Raw genomic sequence first — 22,287 nt, 5'->3', positions numbered from 1 at the left:
AAAAATGCCTGACACTGGCCTCCACCCGCGCACGCCCGATTGCGCAAAGCCCTCGCAAGCGGGAGAGGGAGCGCAGCATCTTTGCGGTCGCAAGCTCAACCTAACTTCATCATGCGCTTAAGGGCGCCGGTCTCCGTTTTCCCGATTATGCTTGATCGGTTGCGCTGGCGAGCGCTCGCAAACGGTGGTTAGATTTGCGCGCTGGGATGGGATCACGGGCTCGCACTTGGGGAGGCCGGCATGGACTTCAAGAACCTGGAGATCAAGAACGCATCGCCGTCGCTGTATAACGAAGACCTGGCGCCGGCCAGGGAACGCAACTGGGGCGCCTTCAGCATCTTCAACGTCTGGACCTCTGACGTCCACAGCCTCTGGGGCTATTATCTCGCCGCCAGCCTGTTCCTGCTCTGCGGCAGCTTCGTCAACTTCATCCTCGCGATCGGCGTCGGCTCGCTGGTGATCTTCGTGCTGATGAGCCTGATCGGCAATGCCGGCGTGAAGACCGGCGTGCCCTATCCGGTGCTGGCGCGCGCCTCGTTCGGGGTCTGGGGCGCCAACATTCCGGCGCTGGTCCGCGCCGTCGTCGCCTGCTTCTGGTACGGGGCGCAGACCGCGGCGGCCTCGGGTGCGATCGTCGCGCTACTGACGCGCATCGACAGCTTCAAGGCGTTCCACCAGTCCAGCCATATGCTCGGCCATTCCACGCTCGAGGTGATCTGCTTCGTCGTGATCTGGGCGCTGCAACTGCTGATCATCCAGCGCGGCATGGAAACGGTGCGGCGCTTCCAGGACTGGGCGGGACCTGCGGTGTGGCTGATGATGCTGATCCTTGCGATCTATCTCTGCATCGCGGCCGGCGGCATCTCGCTCACCGCGCCGATCCCGCAGGACGTGCTGCTGGAGAAGACCAAGGAAGCCGGTGTGCCTGGCGTGCCCGGCTCTTTCCCGGCGCTCTGCGCCGTCGCCGCCACATGGATCACCTATTTCGCCGCGCTCTATCTCAACTTCTGCGACTTCTCACGCTATGCGCCCGACGTGAAAGCGCTGCGCAAGGGCAATATCTGGGGCCTGCCGGTCAATCTGATCCTGTTCTCGCTGGTTGCCGGCGTCACCACGATCGCAGCGTTCAACGTCTATCACGAGGTGCTGCTGCATCCCGACCAGATCTCGGCGAAGTTCGACAGCTGGTTCCTGGCGCTGCTCGCGGCGGTCACCTTCGCGGTGGCGACGCTCGGCATCAACGTCGTCGCCAATTTCGTCTCGCCGGCGTTCGATTTCTCCAACGTGTTTCCGCGGCATATCGACTTCAAGAAGGGCGGCTATATCGCAGCGCTGATCGCGCTGGCGCTGTATCCGTTCGCGCCCTGGGAGGGCAGCGCCGCCTCGTTCGTCGGGCTGATCGGCGCGACGATGGGGCCGATCTTCGGGATCATGATGGTCGATTACTATTTGATCGCCAAAGGTCGCGTGAATGTGCCGGCGCTGTATCAGGAGAACGGCGAATATCGCTTCCAGAACGGCTGGAACGTCAGCGCGCTGATCGCCGCCGGCATCGGCGCGCTGTTCTCGTCGGTGCTGCCGAACTTCACCTCGATCCTGCCGACGTGGTGGGCGGTCTATGGCTGGTTCTTCGGTGTCGGCATCGCCGGCGCGGTCTATTACGCGCTGCGCGTTGCGATGCCGAGCCCGGTTGCCAGGACGGCCTGAAAGACGGCCTGAAGGCCGGCAAATTGCTGCCCGGGCAGGCGGCCGATGTCATTCGGCCGCTTCTCTGGGCTCACATTAACGCTTCGCTCATCCTTTTGGCCAAAATGGCAGGCTCGTGCCGCCGCCCTCGCTCGCGGCGCGGCGGGCGGCGTGGTGAAATTGCGTGTTCGGTTTTCCGAGTATGGTGTCATGCGTAACCTGATGATTTTCGCGGCCATCCTGATCGGGCTAGGCACCTTCATGGCTCAGATGGCCAGCAAGATGTCGCCAGCCGCCGCGACCACCACAAGGCAGACCACCGCCCCCGCCGTCACGGCGGCGCAGGCCAGCGCCCGCACGTTCAGCATTGCGCCCGATCCGCGCGGTCATTTCGCGACCGATGGCCGGATCGACGGCCAGCGCATCAACTTCATGGTCGACACCGGCGCCTCGGTGGTTGCCCTGAACGAGACCTCGGCCGCCCGCTTCGGCCTGCGTCCGGTGCCGGGCGATTACACCTCGCGCGTCACCACTGCGAACGGCACCATCAAGGCCGCACGCGCCCGCATCGCCATGATCGAGATCGGCGGTCTGACCGTGCGCGACGTCGACGCCCTGGTGCTGCCGGACGAGGCGCTGTCGGAAAACCTGCTCGGCCTGTCCTTCCTGTCGAAGCTGAAGCGCTTCGAATACGCCAACGGCAAATTGTTGCTGGAGCAATAAGTCATCCTCACGGGATAGCGTGCGACACACTCGCTGTCGTCCCGGCGAAGGCCGGGACCCATAACCACAGACCGTCTTTGGTGAGCAACGCCGGAACGACGGGTCCCGAACCCAACACCCGCTGCGGCGTATGGGTCCCGGCCTTCGCCGGGACGACGATTGCGGAGATCGCGGGCTCGAATCTGTCACCGTAATGCTGGGAAGGCCGGCGCGATCCGGCGTTCAACTCGCGGGATAGTTGCCGCCATTTCTGCCGTAATTGTTGGTCACCAGCCCCAGTCTCTGCTTTCGCCCGGCCCGCGCATTCGCTAAAGGCTGCGACGATGTCTTTCTGCATACGACCATAAGGCCGACCCATGTTTCCGAAGCCGAAATCCGCGCTGGTCCCGAACACCTATGCCTTCGAATCCGAGCCGATGGTGAAGCCGACCGGGTTTCGCGAATACGACGCGCGCTGGCTGTTCAACAAGGAAATCAACCTGATGGGCGTGCAGGCGCTGGGCATGGGGCTCGGCGCGCTGATCGCGGAGCTCGGCGTTCGCCAAGAGATCGTCACCGGCCACGATTTCCGCGGCTATTCCGCCTCGATCAAATACGCGCTGATCTCGGGCCTGATGGCGGCGGGCTGCAAGGTGCATGACATCGGGCTCGCGGTGACGCCGATGGCCTACTTCGCGCAGTTCGACCTCGACGTGCCCTGCGTCGCGATGGTCACCGCCTCGCACAACGACAATGGCTGGACCGGCGTCAAGATGGGCGCCAACCGTCCGCTCACCTTCGGTCCCGACGAGATGTCGCGGCTGAAGGCAATCGTGCTCAACGCCGAATTCAACAACAAGGCCGGCGGCTCCTATCAATTCCACGAGAATTATCCGGCGCGCTACATCGCCGACCTCACCAGCCGGCCGAAGCTGAAGCGCAGGCTGAAGGTCGTCGCGGCCTGCGGCAACGGCACCGCGGGCGCGTTCGCGCCGCAGGTGCTGGAGGCGATCGGTTGCGATGTGATCCCACTCGACACCGAGCTCGATCACACCTTCCCGAAATACAATCCGAATCCGGAAGACATGGAGATGCTGCACGCGATCCGCGATGCGGTGCTGGCGCACAAGGCCGATGTCGGCCTCGGCTTCGATGGCGACGGCGACCGCTGCGGCGTGGTCGACAACACCGGCGAGGAGATATTTGCCGACAAGGTCGGCGTCATGCTGGCGCGCGACATGTCGGCGATCAATGCGAATGCGCAGTTCGTCGTCGACGTGAAGTCGACCGGGCTGTTCGTGACCGACCCGGTGTTGCAGAAGCAGGGCGCGAAGACGGTCTACTGGAAAACCGGGCATTCCTACATGAAGCGCCGCACCAATGAGCTTGGCGCGCTCGCCGGCTTCGAGAAGTCCGGCCACTTCTTCTTCAACAAGCCGTTCGGTCGCGGTTATGACGATGGCCTGGTATCGGCGATCGCGATCTGCGAAATGCTCGACCGCGCGCCCGGCAAGTCGATGGCTGACCTCAAGGACGCGCTGCCGAAGACCTGGTCGTCGCCGACCATGTCGCCGCATTGCGCCGACGAGGCGAAGTACGGCGTCGTCGACGCCGTCGTGAAGCACTTCGAGGCGTTGCAGCAGCAGGGCGGGAAGGTCGCGGGCCAGAACATCCGCGACCTCGTCACCGTCAACGGCGTGCGCGTCACGGTCGAGGACGGCAGCTGGGGCCTGGTGCGCGCGTCCTCGAACAAGCCGGAGCTCGTGGTCGTGGTGGAAAGCCCGGTCAGCGAGCGGCGCATGCACGACATGTTCGAGGCGATGGATGCCGTGCTGCGCACGCATCCCGAGGTCGGCGAGTACAATCAGAAGATCTGAGCTCGGTGCTCGCCGCGAAGAATGGTGTCATCGCCCGCGAAAGCGGGTGATCCAGTATTCCAGAGACGATCGTGATTGAGCCGAGAGGCCGCGGCGTACTGGATCGCCCGGTCAAGCCGGGCGATGACAGCTCAGGAGGTGGTGCTCACGCTGCCCGCAGGGAGGCCAGGAAGCGGTCGAGCTCGGTCTTCAGCCATTCCGATTGCGACGACAGGCCGTTGGCCGCATCGAGCAGCTGTGCTGTCGCGCTGCCGGCCTGTTCGGAGGCGCGGTTGACGTTGAGGATACCCTTGTTGACGTCCCGCGTGCGATCGGCGGCCTGCTGCAAATTGCTGGAGATCTCGCGGGTCGCCGCGCCCTGCTGATCGACGGCGGCCGCGATCTCGCCCGAGACCTGGTCGATTTCCGCGATCGTGGTCCCGATGGTCCCGATCGCGCTGACGGCAGCACCCGTCGCGCTCTGGATGCCCTGGATCTGGGCCGAAATCTCCTCGGTCGCCTTGGCGGTCTGGTTGGCCAGTGCCTTGACCTCGCTCGCGACCACGGCGAATCCGCGGCCATGCTCGCCGGCACGCGCCGCTTCGATGGTTGCGTTCAGGGCGAGCAGATTGGTCTGGCTGGCGATGCTCTGGATCAACGTCACCACCTCGCCGATCTTCTGCGTGCCGGCGGCAAGGCCTTCGACGACGCTGTTGGTGCGGCGTGCCTCGTCGGCGGCCTTGGCGGCGATCCGCGCCGAGCGCGTCACCTGCTCGGCGATGCTGTTGATCGAGGCCGTCAGCTCCTCGGTCGCGGACGCGACGGTTTCCACATTGCTCGACGCCAGCGTCGATGCGGAGGCGGCGGCGGTGGCCTGGCGAATGGTTTCGGCGTTGCTGCCGTTCATCGTCGTCGACAGGCCCTGCATCGCGCTCGCCGCCACCGCGACGGCCTCGACGACCTCGCCGATCTTGCGCTCGAAGCCGGCGGCGAGCTCGCGCCGCGCGGCATCGCGGTCGCGCTTGGCCTGTTCGGCCTCGATCCGTTCGGCGTTGGCGCGCGCTTCGGCGGCACCGGCGGCCTCGGCCTCCGCCGCCTTTTGCGCCGCTCTCTCGAACAGTTCGGCAAGCGTGTGCGCGAGCCAGATCAGCACGCCGGCCTCGATCAGCAGGATCACGGCGTGGAGAACGACGCGACCGAAATCGGCGCCGCCGGGATAGATCGCGGCCGGCAGGATGAAATTCAGCGTCAGGTGATGCAGGGCAACCGCCGCAGTGCCGGCGACGATCGGCCGATAGTCGCAATAGGCGACCAGGCACGCCAGCGCGGCGAAGAAATACATGTGCATGTCGACCTGCCAGCGGTGGCCCGCAAACTGGTAGACCAGCATCGACACGCCGGCCATCAGGGCCACGGCAACGATCAGGCGCGTTGAAACGCCGTTCCCCGAGACGCGCCACGACAATGTCGCAGCCAGCGCCATCGCGACCATAAAGCCGGCCGGCATCAGCCAGTCGGTGTGCAGCGTCATGCCGACGATGACTGCGATCGGAACGTGCAGCCAGAGCACCACGAGCAGGATCTTGCTGGCCGTCTCGCGCAGGGCGGCCATCTCATCGCCTTCGAAGGTCATCCCCAGCCCCCAGATCGTCATCCGCCGTGAAGCAGCCGGCGATCGCCTGCGGATCCATGGTCAGCAAGGCGCCGGCCTCGTACAGCCGGCGCAGCCCGCCATCGCGATCAGGCCGCACCACCAGCAGGGCCGGGATCGCGGTCATCCGAACGATCGACGCATCAGCGGACGCGGCGGCCATCAGCGCGCGCTCGGCGCGCCACCATGGCGGAAAGGCCACGGCCACCACGTCGCTGCCCGCCCGCACCTTTAGCGACGGCACTGCGACCGCGATCCAGCTCGCAAGCAGCAATGCAGCCGCGCCCAGCCAGGCAGGCGGTCGTTTCGCTGGGATGATCTCCCCCGGCTCCATCGCAGCAGGATACCGCTGCCGGCGCTAACTTCAGGTAAATGCCGGACAGACGAACTACCTGGGAGCGTATCGACGTCTCGTGCGGGATGTGCGGCGGCGCTTACGCCGCGGGCACCGGCAGCGCCGTCACCGACTTGATCTTCTCCATCGCGAAGCGCGAGGTGACGTTCTTCAGTGGCACGGCACTGATCAGCTTCTTGTAGAACACGTCGTAGGCCTGCATGTCCGCGACCACGACGCGCAGCATGTAGTCGACGTCGCCGGCCATCCGGTAGAACTCCATCACCTCGGGCATGGCGCTGACGGCGTCGGCGAATTTGCGCAGCCAGGCTTCCGAATGGTCGGCGCTCTCGACCGAGACGAACACGGAAATCCCGAGGCCGATCTTGTTCTGGTCGACCAGCGCCACGCGGCGCAGGATCACGCCGTCGGCCTCGAGCCGCTGGATGCGCTTCCAGCACGGCGTCGACGACAGTCCGACCCGGTCGCCGATCTCGGCGACGGAGAGCGACGCATCCTCCTGCAACACGGTCAGAATCTTGCGATCGATCGCGTCGAGGCGGCGGCTGTTGTCATGAAGCTGAATGGCGACATCGGTCATAGAAGAAAGTTCCATATGAAGGTTCAATATCCCTCATATAGAGAAGAATCTTCCAAATCAAGCGATTCGTGACGGCTCAGGCCGGCTTGGCGTCGGCGTGCTGACCCAAAAACTCTTCAACTTCAGCGCGTTGCGGTGCGGCATAAGCACCCCCGAAGCGGGTGCATTTCAGTGCTGCAGCAGCCGAGGCGAAGCGGAGCGCGTCCCGCAGCGGCTGTTTCTCGGTGATGGCGAGGGCGAACGCCCCGTGGAAGACGTCGCCGGCCCCGAGCGTGTCGACGGTATGGACCGGGAAGGCCGGGGTCTCCTCGAGCCCGCCCTTCTCGTTGAGCCAGATCGTGCCCTGAGGGCCGCGGGTGCCGGCCAGGAAGGAGGGGGTGAGCTTGGCGAGCTTGTGCAGCGCCTGGCCGTCGTCGGTGACGTCGGCGGTCTCCTGCAGCGGCTCGCTGGAAAACACCAGATGGGAGGAGGCGGTGAGCAGCCCCTCCCGCATCGACATCGCGCGGTCGACGTCGACCACCACCGGAATGCCGCGTTTGACCGCCTCGGCGCAAAGCTCGGTGCAGAACGGCGCGCAGCGGCTCTCGGTCAGGATCGCCGCGCAATCCTCCAGCAAGAGCTCGGTCGGCGGCAGCTTGACCTTCCAGAGCTCCGGATCGCGGAAGGTGACGATGGTGCGCTCGCCGCTGTCGTCGATCATGATTGCCGAGATCGGGGTGACCAGGTTCGGCATGTGGATCAGATGATTGGTCTCGATGCCTTCCTGGGCGAGCTTGTCGAAGATGTAGCGGCTCGAGGTCTCCTGCGAATCGCCCATCGGTCCGCAGATCGAAGCGCGGCCGCCCAGCCGGACGATGCCGATCGCGGCGTTCAGCGCATTGCCGCCGCAGATCTCGTCGAAATGGGTCGCGTTCTCCTTGGAGCCGCGCGCCGGGACGCTGACGCGAAAGGTCAGGTCGCGCACCGGCAGGCCGATGCAGAGGATACGGGGCGGGACTTTCGGGGCGCCGTTCTGAAAATTCATGCGGGGATCCGTCGCAATGGTTCCGTTACTGCTAGAACTGTGTCCAGCTTTAATCGGCAGAACGATGTCCGGTTCCCGCTATTTGTCCAACGGGTTTTGGTGGTGCACCCAGCGGCCGAGCAGATGATGGGCAATCGCGAACGGATGCGGGCCGGCGAGCCCGTCGGGATGCTGGCGCTTCAGCATCAGCGCCGCCTCGGCATGGTCGAACCAGCGCGCATCCTCCAGCTCGGTGCGGTCGACCACGATGTCCTCGTTGGTCGCGCGCGCGGTGCAGCCGATCATCAGCGATGATGGATAGGGCCAGGGCTGCGTCATGTAGTAATTGACGTCGGTGCAGCGGATGCCGGACTCCTCGAAAATCTCGCGTCGCACGGCGTCCTCGATGGTCTCGGCGGCTTCCACGAACCCGGCGAGGCAGGAATACATGCCGGGCATGAACTGCTTCTGCCGTCCCAGCAGCACCTTGTCGCCGTACGTGACCAGCATGATCACGACCGGGTCGGTGCGCGGAAAGTGCTCGGCCTTGCAGCTCGGGCATTCGCGCTTCCAGCCGCCGTCCTTCATCGCCGTGCGGGTGCCGCAGTTCGCACAGAAGCCGTGGCGCTGATGCCAGGTCACCATCGATTTCGCCATCGCGATGGCCGAGAGCTGCTCGGGCGGCACCACGCCCTGCATCGCCATGCCGCGCAATTCGGTGATCGCGACGTCGGCGCGTCCGACCAGCTTCTCGGCGGCCTGCGGCGCGATCCCCATGCCGAAGATCGGCGCGGCGTCGCGCAGCCCTAAGAAAATTGTGCCGGGATTGGCGCCGTAGCTGCGGGCTTCCTCCAGCGAGAGCAGTGCGCGGGCCCCGCCATCCTCCTGCTTCACGACCAGCGAGTCGCGATAGATCACATAGGCTCTGGCTTCGCGGTGGCCTTCCAGCGCGAACAGCTTCTCGTCATTGGTGCGCAGATGCGCGGCGCGGTCCAGCACATGGGTGACAAAGGCCGGCTGGCCGAGCGGAAATGAATCGAATGCAGACATTGAATCTCAACCCAACCAGATCTTGCGGCGAAGCGCGCTGATGAAATTTTGCACTTCCTCGGCGTCATGCGCCAGCGGCGGCATCACGCCCCAAACGGGACGCGGCCATGCAGCGTCGCTGGTGCGGCGCGCGATGACGTGGACGTGGAGTTGCGGGACGAGGTTGCCGAGCGCGGCGACATTCAGCTTGTCGCACTTGGTGACCTCTTTCAGGGCCCGCGAGACGCGGGTGATTTCCGTCATCAGCTGCGCCTGCGCGACCTCGTCGAGGTCGATGATCTCGACCGCGCCGTCGCGCCGCGGCACCAGCAGCAGCCACGGATAATGCGCATCCTTGATGACGAGCACCTTGCACAGCGGCAGGTCGCCGATGTCGATGGTGTCTTTCTTGAGCTGCGAATGCAGCGACCAATTGGAGGCGGGCATGACGGGCAAATAATGCCTTTCCGTGTTCCCAGACAAGCCCCACAAAGCCAGCCTTACAAAGCCGGGTCAGGCCGCTTGCTTTCCGGCGGTTTTGGCCCCAAATAGGGACCGGGAGATTGGCGGTGGACGAGCCACTCGCCAACCGGGTCAGGTCCGGAAGGAAGCAGCCCTAACGAGGTCCGGATCGGGTCGCTCGTCAGTCTCCTACCTGTTTTTCCGAGCGAATCGCGCTGGAACGGCGGTCTCCGCGCCCGGCGCTCGATTTCGGCTCCTATCCGCACGCCGGCTGAAGAGACAATTCCCAAGTTGCGGATCGATGCATGAATGACGCTGGCGACCCCTCCCAACCGTCCGATGGCGCAGGCAAAGCAAGCCTTGACGGCGGTTTCGATCTCGGCGCCGCGCCGGACGCCGCCAAGCCCTACCGCGTTCTCGCCCGCAAATACCGCCCCTCCAGCTTCGAGGATTTGATCGGCCAGGAGGCCATGGTGCGCACCGTCTCGAACGCGTTCGAGACCGGGCGGATTCCGCAGGCCTGGATCCTGACCGGCGTCCGCGGGGTCGGCAAGACCACCACCGCGCGCATCCTCGCCCGCGCGCTGAACTACGCCAAGCCGGACGGCTCGGTGAACGGGCCGACCATCCACATGCCCGATCTCGGCATCCACTGCCAGGCGATCATGGAAAGCCGGCACATGGACGTGCTGGAGATGGACGCCGCCTCCCACACCGGCGTCGACGATGTCCGCCAGATCAATGACAGCGTGCGCTACGCGCCGGCGAGCGCGCGCTACAAGGTCTACATCATCGACGAAGTCCACATGCTGTCGACGGCGGCGTTCAACGCCTTCCTGAAGACGCTGGAGGAGCCGCCGGAGCACGCCAAGTTCGTGTTCGCCACCACCGAAATCCGCAAGGTTCCGATCACGGTGCTGTCGCGCTGCCAGCGCTTCGACCTGCGCCGCGTCGAAGCCGACGTGCTGATGAAGCATCTCGGCAATATCGCGACCAAGGAAGGCGTCGAGGTCGAGCCCGAGGCGCTCGGCATCATCGCGCGCGCGGCCGAGGGATCGGTGCGCGACTCGCTGTCGCTGTTCGACCAGGCGATCGCGCATGCCGCGGGCAATGTGAAGGCCGACGCGGTCAGGCAGATGCTCGGCCTCGCTGACCGCACCCGTGTGATCGACCTGTTCGATTCGCTGGCGCGCGGCGATCTCGCCTCAGCCTTCGCCGAATTCCGCGCGCAATATGACGTCGGCGCCGATCCGGTCGTGGTGCTGTCCGACCTTGCCGAGTTCGTCAATTTCGTCACCCGCGTGAAGGTCGTGCCGGGGACGGCAGACAATGTCGCGTTCGGCGAGACCGAGCGGGTGCGGGCGCGTGAATTCGCCGCCAAACTGTCGATGCGGGTGCTGTCGCGGATGTGGCAGATGCTGCTCAAGGGTATCGCCGAGGTGCAGACCGCGACGCGCCCGGCCGCCGCCGCCGAGATGGTGCTGGTGCGGATCGCCTATGTCGCCGATCTGCCGACGCCGGACGAGGCGATCCGGATGATCGAGCAGAATGGCGGCGGCGCTGCGCCGGCGACATCTAGCTCCGCCGCCTCGCAACCGTCGCGCGGCACACCATCCTCGGCAATGCCTGCGATGTCATCCGCGCCGGTGCGCGCGCCGCAGGCCGCGACGCGCGCCGATTTCGCCGCGCGTCCGCAGATGGCAGCGCCGGCTGCCGATGCCGCGCCGGCGCTGCGGATATCAAGCTTTCCGCAGCTGATCGCGCTCGCCGGCGAGAAGCGCGACATCATGATGAAGAGTGCGCTGGAGGCCGACGTGCGGCTGGTGCGCATCGAGGACGGCCAGCTCGAGATCGCCCTCGAGCCGAAGGCGCAGCGCGCGCTCGTCACCGACCTGTCGCGCAAGCTCGAACTATGGACCGGGCGGCGCTGGACCGTGATCATCTCCAACGAGGCCGGCCAGCCGACCGTCCGTTCGCAGAACGAATTGGCGCGCAGCGAGCATCAGCGCACTGCGGAAGCCGATCCGCGCGTGCAGGAGGTGCTGGCGCGCTTCCCTGGCACCAAGGTGGTCGAGGTCCGCCGCCTTGCCGCCGAGGTTCCGGTGTCGGATGCGTCAGGCGAAGACCCGATTGAAACTTCCGACAGCGACGACGATTGATATTTGGCGATAGGAACGCACGCATGGCTGATTTTCTCGGCATGATGAAGCAGGCAGCGCAGCTGCAATCCAAGATGCAGGAGATGCAGGAACAACTCGGCAATGTCGAGGTCGAAGGCATCTCCGGCGGCGGCCTGGTCGCGGTGCGCATGACCGCGAAGATGGAAGTGAAGGGCATCAAGATCGATCCGTCGCTGATGAAGCCGGAGGAACGCGAGGTGCTCGAGGATCTCCTGGTCACCGCGCATGGCGATGCCCGCCGCAAGGCCGAGACCGCGATGCAGGAGAAGATGATGGCGCTCACCGGCGGGCTCGGCCTGCCGCCGGGATTTGGTCCGACTTAAATGGCTGCAAGCGTTGCCGGCCCCGAGATTGAACGCCTGATCCAGTTGCTGGCGCGGCTGCCCGGGCTCGGGCCGCGTTCGGCGCGGCGCGCGGCGCTGCATCTGATCAAGAAGCGCGAAGCCCTGATGACGCCGCTGACCGCGGCGCTGCAGGTCGCGATCGACAAGATCCAGGTCTGCAAGACCTGCGGAAACATCGATACACAAAACCCCTGCACGGTGTGCACCGATCCGCGCCGCGATCCCTCGATCATCGTCGTGGTCGCCGACGTCGCCGATCTCTGGGCGCTGGAACGCGCCAATGCGACCAATGGCCGCTATCACGTGCTCGGCGCAACGCTGTCGCCGCTCGACGGCGTCGGTCCGCAGGATCTCACCATCGACCAGCTGGTGGCGCGCGCGCATGCGGCGGAGGTCAGCGAGATCATCCTGGCGCTCAATGCGACCGTCGACGGCCAGACCACCGCGCATTACATCACCGACCTGTTGTCGGAGGCCAATGTGCGGGTGACGCGGCTGGCGCATGGCGTGCCGGTCGGCGGAGAGCTTGATTACCTCGATGAAGGTACGCTATCTGCAGCCATGCGGCAGCGGACGCTGTTCTAGCGCGCGATGCCGGCGCCGAGCGCGGCGTCGGGCGCCAAGCGATCGGTTACAATCCGAAAAGATCGCACCGATACAAAATGGTAGGGTGGATGCCGATTCGGGGACGGTCATTCACGCTCTGACGAATCAAGATACGGAACCACTGACAATGACGGCACACCGATTCGGCGTACGCTTGTTCGGCGTACGTTTGGGCTTTGCGCTTCTGGCGGCAACATTCGCCGCGCCTTGCGCCATCGCACAGCAGGCCGACGCGCTGCAGAAGCCCGGCAAGATGATCCACGCCGGCGACGTGCTGTCGGGCGAACTCGGCGTCATGAAGGTGCGCGATGCCAAGAACCGCGGCAAGCGCGTCGCGACCTACCAGATCACCAGCGAACCGCGCCGCCTGCCGCCGCCGAACGGTCTGTGCAATCTCGAGACCGGGCCGGAAACCTTCCAGCTCGTTCCAACCAACGATACCCAGGCAGCGCAGCTCAAAAGCCTCTCCGGCAAGGAAATCTCGGTCAAGGTCGACGAGGTCGCCTGCGCCAAGGATGCCGGCGAGATGAGCGAAGCCATCGTCACCAAGTGGAGCGTGGTGGCGAAGTAGGGTCGTACCCCAACTCCGGTGTCATCGCCCGGATGCCATCCGCATCGTCGTCCTGGCGAAAGCCAGGACCCATAACCACCGGCCTTGCTTGTCGGATGGATCGTGGCCCCGACATCGCGCAACTATTCGCATTTGGGGTAATGGGTCCTGGCTTTCGCCAGGACGACGCGCGGGGAGAGCGGTGCCGCGGCTTCTCCGCTGAATCACGACGCCTCTGGAATACCGGATCATACACCAGAGCCCGTAGCCCGGATGGAGCGAAGCGAAATCCGGGATAGTCGCTCCAGTGGAGAGGTCTCCCGGATTGCGCTTCGCTCCATCCGGGCTACGGCGGCTGGGCTAAACCCTGACCGGCCCCAACTCGTCGAAATGCCCGCGCCGCTGCAGCCAGGCCAGCAGGATCAGGCTCGGGATCGCGACCAGCACGCAGATCACGAAGAACATCTGCCAGCCGACGGCTTTGGCCACATAGCCCGCGCCCGACGACAGATAGGTGCGGCCGACCGCCGCAAGCGCCGTCAGCAGCGCGTACTGGGTCGCGGTGTGCAGCGGATTGCGGCACAGCGCCGACAAATAGGCGACGAAGATCACGGTGCCGATCGCGCTGGTGAAATTCTCCGCCGTGATCGCAAGCGCGAGCGCCCATTGGTCGACGCCGACATGCGCAAGCCAGGAGAACGAGAGGTTGGCGACCGCCTGCAGCACGCCGCCGATCCAGAGGCTGGTCGCCAGCGAATAGCGCCGCGCCACGAAGCCGCCGGCAAAGCCGCCGATCAGGGTTGCGGCAAGGCCGACGCCCTTCACGATCGCGGCGTAATCGACCTTGGAGAAGCCGATGTCGATCACGAACGGCGCGGTCATGGTGCCCGAGAATGCGTCGGTGAACTTGAACAGCACCACAAAGGCGAGCGCGGCGAAGGCGTCCTTGCGGCTGAGGAACTCGGAGAACGCGCCGAGCGCGGCGTGCAGCACGCGTTCGGCCGCATTCTGCGCGTGCGTGGCCGCCTCCGCGCCCTTCGATTGGGCCGGCTCGGTCGCGGCAAGCGCGGTGACGATGCCGATCACGACCAGCGCGGCCATCACCACATAGCCCCACATCCACGCCGACGTGCGGACCAGTCCGGCGGACTCGAAGCCGCTGACGATGAACAGCGCGCCGGCGGTCGAGACCAGCATGCCGACGCGGTAGGCCGCGACATAGGACGCCATCCCGGCGGCCTGCTCGCTTTCAGGCAGGCTTTCGACGCGGAAGGCATCGACCACGATGTCCTGCGTCGACGAGGCGGTTGCGACCAGCAGTGCGGCGAAGGCCGCGAACCATGGCGATCGCGCCGGATCGGCCATCGCCAGCACCAGGATCGCCGCGATCAAGAGCAGCTGCGCGAACAGCAGCCAGCCGCGGCGGCGGCCGAACATCTGCGTGAACAGCGGCACGTGCAGCGCGTCGACCAGCGGCGCCCAGAGGAACTTCAGCGTGTAGGGCGTGCCGATCAGCGCCAGCAGCCCGATGGTGCCGAGATCGACCCCGGCCTCCTTCATCCAGACCTGCAGCGTCGAGCCCGACAGCGCCAGCGGCAGCCCCGAGGAGAAGCCCAGCAGCAGCACGATCAGCACCCGCGGCTGCAGGTACACCGCAAAACTGTCGCGCCAGGAGGTGGCGGCGGGCTTTGGCTCCGGCTTTGCGGACGCGTCCGACGTCGCTTCAGGGGCTGTCATAGATGAGGTGTTACCAGATTCGGCCGCAAAAAGACTGTCCTCGCCCGGCGGGTGATGACACCAAAAGCTTGGCGGGGATGCCACATCAAATTTGGTGTCGTCCCTGCGAAAGCAGGGACCCATAACCACGAATGGTGGTTGGTGGGCGATGTCGGAACAACGAGCCTCCGCAACAACGAAAGCCGCGGCGTATGGGTCCCTGCTTCCGCAGGGACGACATGTGGAGACAACCTTGTTCCACCCACGCTGCCATCGCTTGGCTTGATCGGGCGACGGTCAAACCGGGCGATGACACTAAGTTTGTTGCGCAGCTGGTGCTTACTCCCCCGCCTGCAGTTTGCGCGGGGCGGGGAACAGGTCGGACGTGCTGGGCTTGACGAAGCGGGGGACCTCGATCGGGGTCTCGGACTTGCTGAAGTCGAGTTCCTCGATGCGGCCGGCGCGTTTCTCGATCTTGTCGGCGGAGATCAGGATCTGCCTGACGTCCTCGTTCACCTGGCCGAAATGGGTCTGCAGCTTCAGCACGCGATCGCGCAGGCGGCCGAGGTCGTCGCCGAGATGCATCACCTCGTTGCGGATCTGGTCGGCGGCGTCGCGGATGCGGGCGTCCTTCAGGATCTGCTGCATCACCTGAATCGCCAGCATCAACAGCGACGGCGACACCAGCACGACGCGGGCGCGATAGGCCTTCTGGATCACGTCGTCGAAGCCGTCATGGATCTCGGCATAGACCGATTCCGACGGCACGAACATCAGCGCGGTGTCCTGGGTCTCGCCCGGGATCAGGTACTTCTCCGCGATGTCGCTGACATGCTTCAGCACGTCGGCACGCAGCCGCTGGCTGGCGAATTTGCGCTCCTCGTCGCTGCGCGCATCGTGCAGCGCGGTCATGGCCTCGAGCGGGAATTTCGCGTCGATGCAGAGCGGGCGCTGGTCGGGCAGGAACACGACACAGTCCGGCCGCTTGCCCGACGTCAGCGTGTACTGGAACTCGAACGAGCCCTTCGGCATGCCGTCCTGGACGATCGCCTCCATCCGCGCCTGGCCGAACGCGCCGCGGGATTGCTTGTTGGCGAGCACGTCGCGCAGCGTCGTCACCTGGGTGGTGAGCTCGTTGAGGTTCTTGTGCGCGTGGTCGATGATGCCGAGCCGCTCGTGCAGCACGCGCAGCGAATCCATCGTGTTGCGGGTCGATTGCTCCATCGACTGGCCGACCCGGTGGGTCACCGAATCGAGCCGCTCGTTGACGGCCCGGGCCATCTCCGCCTGGCGGCCTGCCAGCGCCTGCGCCATCGCGTCGACCCGGCCGGAGGATTCGCTCTGGGCCCGCAGCATGTCGGCGAGCCGCTCCTCCAGCTCGTCGGCGCGGATGGCCTGGGCCATCGCGAGTTCCGCGCCGCGCCGGCTGGCGCGTGCGATCACCACCGCAATGGCGAGCAGCAGGATCAGCGCCAGCGCCCCAAGGCCGATCAATGCGTCGGAGACACGGACCGGAAGGTCGCCAATCGTCAGGAGAATCTCGTTCATGCCGGCAGTTGTAGCCGATTCGCGGCCGGGCGCGAACGAAGAGGGAACGTTTATGGGAAATGCATCCCTGATTTTCCGGGTTAATGCGGGGTGAAGAAACGTGGTTAAGGTTGTCCTAACGGGTTCCTGAGCGCATTGACCCCATGAAGTCAGCAGCTTAAATCGCCGCCATGGCATTAAGAGAAATTATCATCCTGCCGGACAAGCAGTTGCGGCTGGTGTCGAAACCGATCGAGAAGGTGACGCCGGAGATCCGCAAGCTGGCCGACGACATGCTCGAGACCATGTATGACGCGCCTGGCATTGGGCTCGCGGCGATCCAGGTCGCGCAGCCGCTGCGGCTGATCACCATGGACCTCGCCAAGCGCGACGAGAACGGCGAGACCATGGCGAAGCCGCGCGTCTTCATCAATCCGGAGATCATTGCGCGTTCGGAAGAGCTGTCGGTGTACGAAGAGGGCTGCCTGTCGATCCCCGAATATTACGAGGAGGTCGAGCGCCCGGCGCGGGTGCGCCTGCGATTCACCGATCTCGACGGCAAGGTGCATGAGGAGGATGCGGAGGGGCTCTACGCCACCTGCATCCAGCACGAAATCGATCATCTCAACGGCGTGCTGTTCGTGGATTATCTGTCGAAACTGAAGCGCGACCGCGTCTTCAAGAAATTCGAGAAGGCCGCCAAGCGCGCGGCGGAGTAGGATCGCCATCGGCACTCGACTCCCTCTCCCGCTTGCGGGGGAGAGCTGGGGTGGGGGTCTTGCCACGAGTCGTATCGCTGAGATAGCCCCCACCCGGATCGCATCTTCGATGCGATCCGGCCTCCCCCGCAAGCGGGAGAGGCCAACCGAATTCGCGGAAAGACCCGCGCGCTTCATATGCGATTCCTCTCCCCGCAAGGGAAGGAACAGACCGAGTTCTCGTCATGCCTCTCCGCCTGATCTTCATGGGCACGCCCGATTTCGCGGTGCCGACGCTGCTGGAGCTGGTGGCCCACGGCCATGAGGTCGTGGCGGTCTATACCCGCGCGCCGAAGCCGGGCGGGCGGCGTGGCTTGCAGCTGCAGCCGACGCCGGTCGAGCAGGAGGCGCGCCGCCTCGGCATTCCCGTGCTGACGCCGAAGACCCTCAAGACACCGGAAGCGCTCGAGGAGTTTCGTGCGCGTGACGCGGATGCCGCCGTCGTCGTCGCCTATGGCATGATCCTGCCGCAGGCTATTCTCGACGCGCCGAAGCTCGGCTGCTTCAACCTGCATGCCTCGCTGTTGCCGCGCTGGCGCGGCGCCGCACCGATCAACCGCGCCATCATGGCGGGCGATGCCGAGAGCGGCGTGATGGTGATGAAGATGGATGTCGGCCTCGACACCGGCGACGTCGCGATGGCCGAGCGGCTGCCGATCACGGACAGCATGACGGCGTCCGACCTGCACGACGCGCTGGCGCCGCTCGGCGCCGATCTGATGGTGCGCGCGATGGGCGGCCTGCAGCGCGGCGGATTGCAGCTGACGAAGCAGAGCGAGGACGGCGTCACCTACGCCGCCAAGATCGAGAAGGCCGAGGCGCGGATCGACTGGAAGCTGCCGGCGCATGCGGTGCTGCGGCACATTCACGGGCTTTCGCCATTTCCCGGCGCCTGGTGCGAGCTCGCGGGCGAAAGCGAGCCGGTGCGGCTGAAAATCCTGCGCTGCGAACTCGCCAAGGGTTCGGGCGAACCGGGCGATGTGCTTGACGACAATTTCGCGATCGCCTGCGGCGACGGTGCGATCCGGATCCTCGAACTGCAGCGCGCCGGCAAGGCGCCGATGAAGGCAGCGGACTTTCTGCGCGGCACGCCGTTGAAGCCGCCTGCGCGGCTTAGCTGATGCCCCGCTACAAGCTCACCATCGAATATGACGGCACGCCGTTCTCCGGCTGGCAGATCCAGGACACTGCGCCGACCGTGCAGGGCGCGCTGGAGGCGGCGGTCAAGGCGATCTGCGGCGAGGACGTGCGCGTCCATGGCGCAGGGCGTACCGATGCCGGCGTGCATGCGCGCGGCCAGGTCGCGCATTGCGACATCGCCAAGCACTTTCCGCCCGGCCGCTTTCGCGACGGGCTGAACGCGCATCTGCGGCCCAATCCGATCGGCGTGCTCGCGGCCGACATCGTGCCGGACGATTTCGAGGCGCGGTTCTCCGCGACCAAGCGGCACTATCTCTATCGCATCACCAACACGCGCGCGAACCTCGCGCTCGACATCGGTCGGGTCTGGCGCGTGCCGCGCGCGCTCGATGCTGACGCGATGCATAACGCCGCGCAGCGCCTGCTCGGCAAGCATGATTTCACCACCTTCCGCGACACCGAGTGCCAGGCCAAGTCGCCGGAGAAGACGCTCGATCAGCTCGACGTCACCCGTGACGGTGCCGCCGTCAACATCGTGACGTCGGCGCGCTCGTTCCTGCACAGCCAGGTCCGCTCGATGGTGGGCTCGCTGGTCTGGGTCGGCGAAGGCCGCTGGAGCGCCGACGACCTCGCGGGTGCGCTCGCCGCCCGCAACCGCGCCGCCTGCGGCCCCGTGGCGCCGCCGGACGGGCTCTATCTGATGCGGGTGGACTACTAGGTGGTGTGAATGATCTCGTAGGATGGGTAGAGCCAACGGGTCCGCGCAACGCGCGGCCCGATGATAAACACCGCGAAACCCATCACTTCGAATCCGCGGCGCCCACGATGGGTTTCGCTGCGCTCTACCCATCCTACGGATGTGAGCCTACCCGAAATACCACGCTGTATCTGGTGCGGGTGGATGGCTCGTAGCCCCAATCCCTACTGTGCATGGGGTTGTTTTCGCTGTTTTTGTCCAGCCGGCCGGCTGGCCTACCCGAAATACCTGTCCAGCACGCCCCGATAGATCCGCGTCAGCTTCTCCAGATCGGCCACCGGCGTGCGCTCATCGACCTGGTGCATGGTCTGGCCGACCAGGCCGAATTCGATCACCGGGCAATAGCTCGAGATGAACCGCGCATCCGAGGTGCCGCCGGAGGTCGACAGCTCCGGCCTGCGGCCGGTGACCTCCTCGATCGCGGCGACCGCGAGGTCGGTGAACGGGCCGGGCTGGGTGACGAACACGTTCGAGTTCGACGGTTGCCAATCGATGTGGGCGCGAATGCGGTTGCCGCAGGCTTTCACCAGCCGTTCGTCGACCAGCTGGCGCAGGCTCTCCTGGGTGTGGTTGTCGTTGTAGCGGATGTTGAATTTTGCCCGCGCCTGGCCGGGGATCACGTTGCTTGCGGTGTTGCCGACATCGACCGTGGTGAATTCGAGGTTGCTGGCCTGGAACTGCGCGCTGCCGAGATCGAGCGGCTCGTCGCTCAGCGCCACGATCAGCCGCGAGATATCGGGCACCGGATTGGAGGCGCGGTGCGGATAGGCGACATGGCCCTGCACGCCGTCGACGACCAGCGTGCCGGATTGCGAGCCGCGCCGGCCGATCTTGATCATGTCGCCCAGCACTTCGACATTCGAGGGCTCGCCGAGCACGCAATGATCGAATTTCTCGCCACGCTCGGCGCACCATTTCAACAGCTTGACGGTGCCGTTGATCGAGACGTCTTCCTCGTCGCCGGTGATCAGGAAGGAGATCGAGCCGTTGCCATTCTCTTGTGGCTTGCCGCCATGGTCGCCGAGATATTGCAGCACCGCGGCGACGCTGCAGGCGATGCCGCCCTTCATGTCGACGGCGCCGCGGCCGTAGAGATAGCCGTCCTTTACCTCGCCGGAGAACGCGCCAAGCGTCCACGCCGCTTCATCGCCGGGCGGCACCACGTCGGTGTGGCCGGCGAAGGTGATATGCGGCGCCGAAGAGCCGATGCGCGCATAGAGGTTGTCGATATCGGCGGTGCCGGGCTCGGAGAAGGTCACGCGGTGGACCTCGAAGCCTGCGGTTTTCAGCAGGTTTTCGAGAACGCCAAGCGCGCCGGCGTCGGCCGGGGTGACGGAGGGACAACGAACGAGATCGCGGGTAATCGAGACGGCATCACTCATGCGCCTCGCTTAACACGTCACACGGCGGGTGGACCAGCTTTGTGCGGCACGGTATCGAGCTCGCTCTGCTGATCCCAGCCGTGCGCGGAGCGCGACCCGCTGTCGCGGCCTTGCCGCACATGGGTTTTTCCAAGCGGATTGGGGCCATAGCGATTGGGGTAGCGCGTGCCGGGCAGAAAGGCGAGCTCGATGAAGCCCCAGACATAGAGCACGAAGACGATCGTTCCCGCGGCCACCACCCAATAGGATTCATCGGGGAGCCGGTCCGAGAACTGGCTCATGAGACCCGGGATCGCGAAGAACGGGACCATCCACCAGCCGCTCCTGTCGCGGTCGTGCAGTCGCTTGATCGAGACAGCGACATAGACCCAAACGAACAAGAACGTTCCGCAGGCCTTGACCAGCAATGCCGGCAATCCGGCCCAGCTCAGCGACTTGTAGCTGTCTGGGTCGAAGGCCCGGAAGATGTCGTCGACATTGAAGCTGAACCCGTTCTTGCCGCCAAGGCCGGCCGAGACCGCCAGCAAAGCCAGGAACATCATCCAGCAGACGATGATCAGGCCTGCGAGCCAGAATTTGGCCCGGTTGACGCGGCCCTTGAAGCCGAACAGGTAATTGGCCCAGTCCATGAAAATAAACTCCGGGCTGCGGCAATTCTTCGCGGCCCGGAGATATGTCGGCGTCGGATCGAAATTGGTTCGATCAGTCCAGACCCGTCATCCTGAGGTGCGAGCCTTGCGGCGCAATTGCGCCGCTGGGCGAGCCTCGAAGGATGCACGGCCCCGCTGGTGGCCGTCGACCCTTTCGAGACGCCTGCTTCGCAGGCTCCTCAGGGTGACGCTGATGGACTGATCTCGCGGCGAAAGACCGATCAGTCCCGCAGCAGCTCGTTGATGCTGGTCTTGGCGCGGGTGCGCTCGTCGACCCGCTTGACGATCACAGCGCAGGCGGTGGCAGGTCCCGGCTGGCCGTTCTTCAGCGGCTTGGCCGGCAGGGTGCCGGGCACCACGACGGCATATTCCGGAACCTCGCCGACGAAGATTTCGCCGGTCTCGCGGTCGACGATCTTGGTCGAGGCGCCGAGGAATACGCCCATCGACAGCACCGCGCCCTTGCGCACGATCACGCCCTCGGCGACCTCCGAGCGCGCGCCGATGAAGCAATCGTCCTCGACGATCACCGGCTCGGCCTGCAGCGGCTCGAGCACGCCGCCGATGCCGACGCCGCCGGAGATGTGCACGCGCTTGCCGATCTGGGCGCAGGAGCCGACCGTCGACCAGGTGTCGATCATGGTGGCTTCATCGACATAGGCGCCGAGATTGACGAAGGAGGGCATCAGCACGACGTTGCGGGCGATGAAGGCCGAGCGGCGCACGATCGCGCCCGGCACGGCGCGGAAGCCGGCGTCGCGGAAACGGTTCTCGCCCCAGCCCTCGAACTTCGACGGCACCTTGTCCCACCACGATGCCTTGCCCGGGCCGCCCGCGATCTGGCCCATGTCGTTGAGGCGGAACGACAGCAGTACGGCCTTCTTCAGCCACTGATTGACCTTCCACTTGCCGCTCGTCTCGCGCTCGGCAACGCGCGCCGCGCCCTTGTCGAGCAGCTCCAGCGCGTGGTCGACCGCCTCGCGGACCTCACCCTTGGTCGAGGTCGAAATGCCTTCGCGGGCGTCGAACGCGGTGTTGACGGTGGTTTCGAGGGCGGACAACGACATCAGGACAATCCTTGGGCGTATCGGGGATGTGGCGGGAATTTTGCAGGGCTTTTTCGGAATTTGGGGCCGCCGAGTCAAGGCAAACTCCTTCCTGCCAAGCCGACTCTCTCCTCCCGTCGTCCCGGCCAAGCGCAGCGCGAGCCGGGACCCATAACCACGAATGCCAGCGTTGCGGCACGCTGGGGCCACAGCGAGTAGCCAAGCGCAGATTGGTGGTTATGGGTCCCTGTGTCTTGGAAGTCTGTCAGGATGAGGGTGGGCGGGAAGCCGTTGGGTCCTTGGCGCT

The 22,287-nt window shown here is 65.4% G+C and carries 21 protein-coding genes and 1 other RNA gene; 11 read left to right on the top strand and 11 right to left on the bottom strand.

What is annotated here, in order from left to right; translation table 11 throughout:
* The first annotated feature begins 240 nt into the window (after positions 1–240).
* The 3 genes from QJT82_RS42540 (at position 241) to QJT82_RS42530 (ending at position 4,265) form a co-directional block, all read left to right on the top strand.
* Positions 241–1,707, top strand: coding sequence for an NCS1 family nucleobase:cation symporter-1 (locus tag QJT82_RS42540; protein WP_155258761.1), 1,467 nt, complete (start codon positions 241–243; stop codon positions 1,705–1,707).
* 201 nt (positions 1,708–1,908) lie between these two features.
* On the top strand, positions 1,909–2,409 hold the full coding sequence (locus tag QJT82_RS42535; protein WP_035633294.1) for a TIGR02281 family clan AA aspartic protease: 501 nt from the start codon (positions 1,909–1,911) through the stop codon (positions 2,407–2,409).
* 356 nt (positions 2,410–2,765) lie between these two features.
* Positions 2,766–4,265: a phosphomannomutase/phosphoglucomutase gene (locus QJT82_RS42530; RefSeq protein ID WP_028344134.1), complete on the top strand. Its 1,500-nt coding sequence runs from the start codon at positions 2,766–2,768 to the stop codon at positions 4,263–4,265.
* 145 nt (positions 4,266–4,410) lie between these two features.
* On the opposite strand, the gene QJT82_RS42525 is transcribed toward QJT82_RS42530, so the two are convergent.
* From QJT82_RS42525 to QJT82_RS42500, 6 genes are all read right to left on the bottom strand, one after another.
* Positions 4,411–5,877 (bottom strand): methyl-accepting chemotaxis protein, encoded by a 1,467-nt coding sequence (locus QJT82_RS42525; RefSeq protein ID WP_028344135.1) that lies wholly within the window; start codon positions 5,875–5,877, stop codon positions 4,411–4,413.
* Complete coding sequence (locus QJT82_RS42520; protein ID WP_245288899.1) at positions 5,858–6,169, bottom strand: hypothetical protein; 312 nt, start codon at positions 6,167–6,169, stop codon at positions 5,858–5,860. Before QJT82_RS42520 ends, QJT82_RS42525 begins: the two co-directional genes overlap by 20 nt.
* Positions 6,170–6,329: 160 nt before the next feature.
* On the bottom strand, positions 6,330–6,830 hold the full coding sequence (locus QJT82_RS42515) for an Lrp/AsnC family transcriptional regulator (RefSeq protein ID WP_016848075.1): 501 nt from the start codon (positions 6,828–6,830) through the stop codon (positions 6,330–6,332).
* Positions 6,831–6,906: 76 nt separating this feature from the next.
* Positions 6,907–7,854 (bottom strand): sugar kinase, encoded by a 948-nt coding sequence (locus QJT82_RS42510; RefSeq protein ID WP_028344136.1) that lies wholly within the window; start codon positions 7,852–7,854, stop codon positions 6,907–6,909.
* Between the two features lie 78 nt (positions 7,855–7,932).
* Entirely contained in the window at positions 7,933–8,883 is a 951-nt protein-coding gene (gene nudC, locus QJT82_RS42505) for an NAD(+) diphosphatase (protein WP_028344137.1), read from the bottom strand.
* A gap of 6 nt (positions 8,884–8,889) precedes the next feature.
* Positions 8,890–9,309 carry an HIT family protein gene (locus QJT82_RS42500; RefSeq protein WP_028344138.1) on the bottom strand — a complete coding sequence of 140 codons (420 nt, stop codon included), beginning with the start codon at positions 9,307–9,309 and terminating at the stop codon, positions 8,890–8,892.
* A 111-nt stretch (positions 9,310–9,420) separates the two neighbouring features.
* Between QJT82_RS42500 and ffs the strand changes: the two genes are divergently transcribed.
* From ffs to QJT82_RS42475, 5 genes are all read left to right on the top strand, one after another.
* Positions 9,421–9,517, top strand: an RNA gene (ffs, locus tag QJT82_RS42495) — signal recognition particle sRNA small type.
* A 112-nt stretch (positions 9,518–9,629) separates the two neighbouring features.
* Positions 9,630–11,483 carry a DNA polymerase III subunit gamma/tau gene (locus QJT82_RS42490; RefSeq protein ID WP_028344139.1) on the top strand — a complete coding sequence of 618 codons (1,854 nt, stop codon included), beginning with the start codon at positions 9,630–9,632 and terminating at the stop codon, positions 11,481–11,483.
* Between the two features lie 23 nt (positions 11,484–11,506).
* Positions 11,507–11,827, top strand: a complete 321-nt coding sequence (locus tag QJT82_RS42485; RefSeq protein ID WP_018269493.1) for a YbaB/EbfC family nucleoid-associated protein — start codon at positions 11,507–11,509, stop codon at positions 11,825–11,827.
* The gene (gene recR / locus QJT82_RS42480; protein WP_028344140.1) at positions 11,828–12,433 is read left to right on the top strand and encodes a recombination mediator RecR; all 606 of its coding nucleotides are present in this window, start codon (positions 11,828–11,830) and stop codon (positions 12,431–12,433) included.
* Positions 12,434–12,623: 190 nt separating this feature from the next.
* Complete coding sequence (locus QJT82_RS42475; protein WP_028344141.1) at positions 12,624–13,025, top strand: hypothetical protein; 402 nt, start codon at positions 12,624–12,626, stop codon at positions 13,023–13,025.
* Between the two features lie 339 nt (positions 13,026–13,364).
* Here the strand turns inward: QJT82_RS42475 and QJT82_RS42470 are convergent, their stop codons facing one another.
* Positions 13,365–14,741, bottom strand: coding sequence for an MFS transporter (locus tag QJT82_RS42470; protein ID WP_028344142.1), 1,377 nt, complete (start codon positions 14,739–14,741; stop codon positions 13,365–13,367).
* Positions 14,742–15,059: 318 nt separating this feature from the next.
* Positions 15,060–16,268, bottom strand: a complete 1,209-nt coding sequence (rmuC, locus tag QJT82_RS42465; protein ID WP_028344143.1) for a DNA recombination protein RmuC — start codon at positions 16,266–16,268, stop codon at positions 15,060–15,062.
* Between the two features lie 170 nt (positions 16,269–16,438).
* Between rmuC and def the strand changes: the two genes are divergently transcribed.
* From def to truA, 3 genes are all read left to right on the top strand, one after another.
* Positions 16,439–16,966: a peptide deformylase gene (gene def, locus QJT82_RS42460; protein ID WP_028344144.1), complete on the top strand. Its 528-nt coding sequence runs from the start codon at positions 16,439–16,441 to the stop codon at positions 16,964–16,966.
* A 224-nt stretch (positions 16,967–17,190) separates the two neighbouring features.
* Positions 17,191–18,126 carry a methionyl-tRNA formyltransferase gene (gene fmt / locus QJT82_RS42455; RefSeq protein ID WP_028344145.1) on the top strand — a complete coding sequence of 312 codons (936 nt, stop codon included), beginning with the start codon at positions 17,191–17,193 and terminating at the stop codon, positions 18,124–18,126.
* Complete coding sequence (gene truA / locus QJT82_RS42450; RefSeq protein WP_028344146.1) at positions 18,126–18,863, top strand: tRNA pseudouridine(38-40) synthase TruA; 738 nt, start codon at positions 18,126–18,128, stop codon at positions 18,861–18,863. Before fmt ends, truA begins: the two co-directional genes overlap by 1 nt.
* A 254-nt stretch (positions 18,864–19,117) precedes the next feature.
* Here truA and dapE read toward each other — a convergent pair whose 3' ends face one another.
* The 3 genes from dapE to dapD form a co-directional block, all read right to left on the bottom strand.
* A complete protein-coding gene (gene dapE, locus QJT82_RS42445) occupies positions 19,118–20,284 on the bottom strand; it encodes a succinyl-diaminopimelate desuccinylase (protein WP_028344147.1) in 1,167 nt (388 codons plus the stop codon).
* Between the two features lie 17 nt (positions 20,285–20,301).
* Positions 20,302–20,913 (bottom strand): DUF805 domain-containing protein, encoded by a 612-nt coding sequence (locus tag QJT82_RS42440; RefSeq protein WP_028344148.1) that lies wholly within the window; start codon positions 20,911–20,913, stop codon positions 20,302–20,304.
* Positions 20,914–21,155: 242 nt separating this feature from the next.
* Complete coding sequence (gene dapD, locus QJT82_RS42435) at positions 21,156–22,001, bottom strand: 2,3,4,5-tetrahydropyridine-2,6-dicarboxylate N-succinyltransferase (RefSeq protein ID WP_028344149.1); 846 nt, start codon at positions 21,999–22,001, stop codon at positions 21,156–21,158.
* Positions 22,002–22,287 lie beyond the last annotated feature (286 nt).

The sequence above is a fragment of the Bradyrhizobium sp. Mp19 genome, assembly GCF_029952935.1.
GTDB lineage: Bacteria > Pseudomonadota > Alphaproteobacteria > Rhizobiales > Xanthobacteraceae > Bradyrhizobium > Bradyrhizobium elkanii.
The sequence above is the reverse complement of the archived record's forward strand: the minus strand, read 5'-3'. Positions and strand labels throughout refer to the sequence as shown.

Coding starts and splice junctions, on each gene's coding strand:
- QJT82_RS42510 (WP_028344136.1), bottom strand. CDS start 7,854: ATGAATTTTCAGAACGGCGCCCCGAAAGTCCCGCCCCGTATCCTCTGC.
- recR (WP_028344140.1), top strand. CDS start 11,828: ATGGCTGCAAGCGTTGCCGGCCCCGAGATTGAACGCCTGATCCAGTTG.
- QJT82_RS42525 (WP_028344135.1), bottom strand. CDS start 5,877: ATGACCTTCGAAGGCGATGAGATGGCCGCCCTGCGCGAGACGGCCAGC.
- QJT82_RS42530 (WP_028344134.1), top strand. CDS start 2,766: ATGTTTCCGAAGCCGAAATCCGCGCTGGTCCCGAACACCTATGCCTTC.
- rmuC (WP_028344143.1), bottom strand. CDS start 16,268: ATGAACGAGATTCTCCTGACGATTGGCGACCTTCCGGTCCGTGTCTCC.
- QJT82_RS42440 (WP_028344148.1), bottom strand. CDS start 20,913: ATGGACTGGGCCAATTACCTGTTCGGCTTCAAGGGCCGCGTCAACCGG.
- QJT82_RS42485 (WP_018269493.1), top strand. CDS start 11,507: ATGGCTGATTTTCTCGGCATGATGAAGCAGGCAGCGCAGCTGCAATCC.
- QJT82_RS42490 (WP_028344139.1), top strand. CDS start 9,630: ATGAATGACGCTGGCGACCCCTCCCAACCGTCCGATGGCGCAGGCAAA.
- dapE (WP_028344147.1), bottom strand. CDS start 20,284: ATGAGTGATGCCGTCTCGATTACCCGCGATCTCGTTCGTTGTCCCTCC.
- QJT82_RS42540 (WP_155258761.1), top strand. CDS start 241: ATGGACTTCAAGAACCTGGAGATCAAGAACGCATCGCCGTCGCTGTAT.
- truA (WP_028344146.1), top strand. CDS start 18,126: ATGCCCCGCTACAAGCTCACCATCGAATATGACGGCACGCCGTTCTCC.
- dapD (WP_028344149.1), bottom strand. CDS start 22,001: ATGTCGTTGTCCGCCCTCGAAACCACCGTCAACACCGCGTTCGACGCC.
- QJT82_RS42470 (WP_028344142.1), bottom strand. CDS start 14,741: ATGACAGCCCCTGAAGCGACGTCGGACGCGTCCGCAAAGCCGGAGCCA.
- nudC (WP_028344137.1), bottom strand. CDS start 8,883: ATGTCTGCATTCGATTCATTTCCGCTCGGCCAGCCGGCCTTTGTCACC.
- QJT82_RS42535 (WP_035633294.1), top strand. CDS start 1,909: ATGATTTTCGCGGCCATCCTGATCGGGCTAGGCACCTTCATGGCTCAG.
- def (WP_028344144.1), top strand. CDS start 16,439: ATGGCATTAAGAGAAATTATCATCCTGCCGGACAAGCAGTTGCGGCTG.
- QJT82_RS42500 (WP_028344138.1), bottom strand. CDS start 9,309: ATGCCCGCCTCCAATTGGTCGCTGCATTCGCAGCTCAAGAAAGACACC.
- QJT82_RS42515 (WP_016848075.1), bottom strand. CDS start 6,830: ATGACCGATGTCGCCATTCAGCTTCATGACAACAGCCGCCGCCTCGAC.
- fmt (WP_028344145.1), top strand. CDS start 17,191: ATGCCTCTCCGCCTGATCTTCATGGGCACGCCCGATTTCGCGGTGCCG.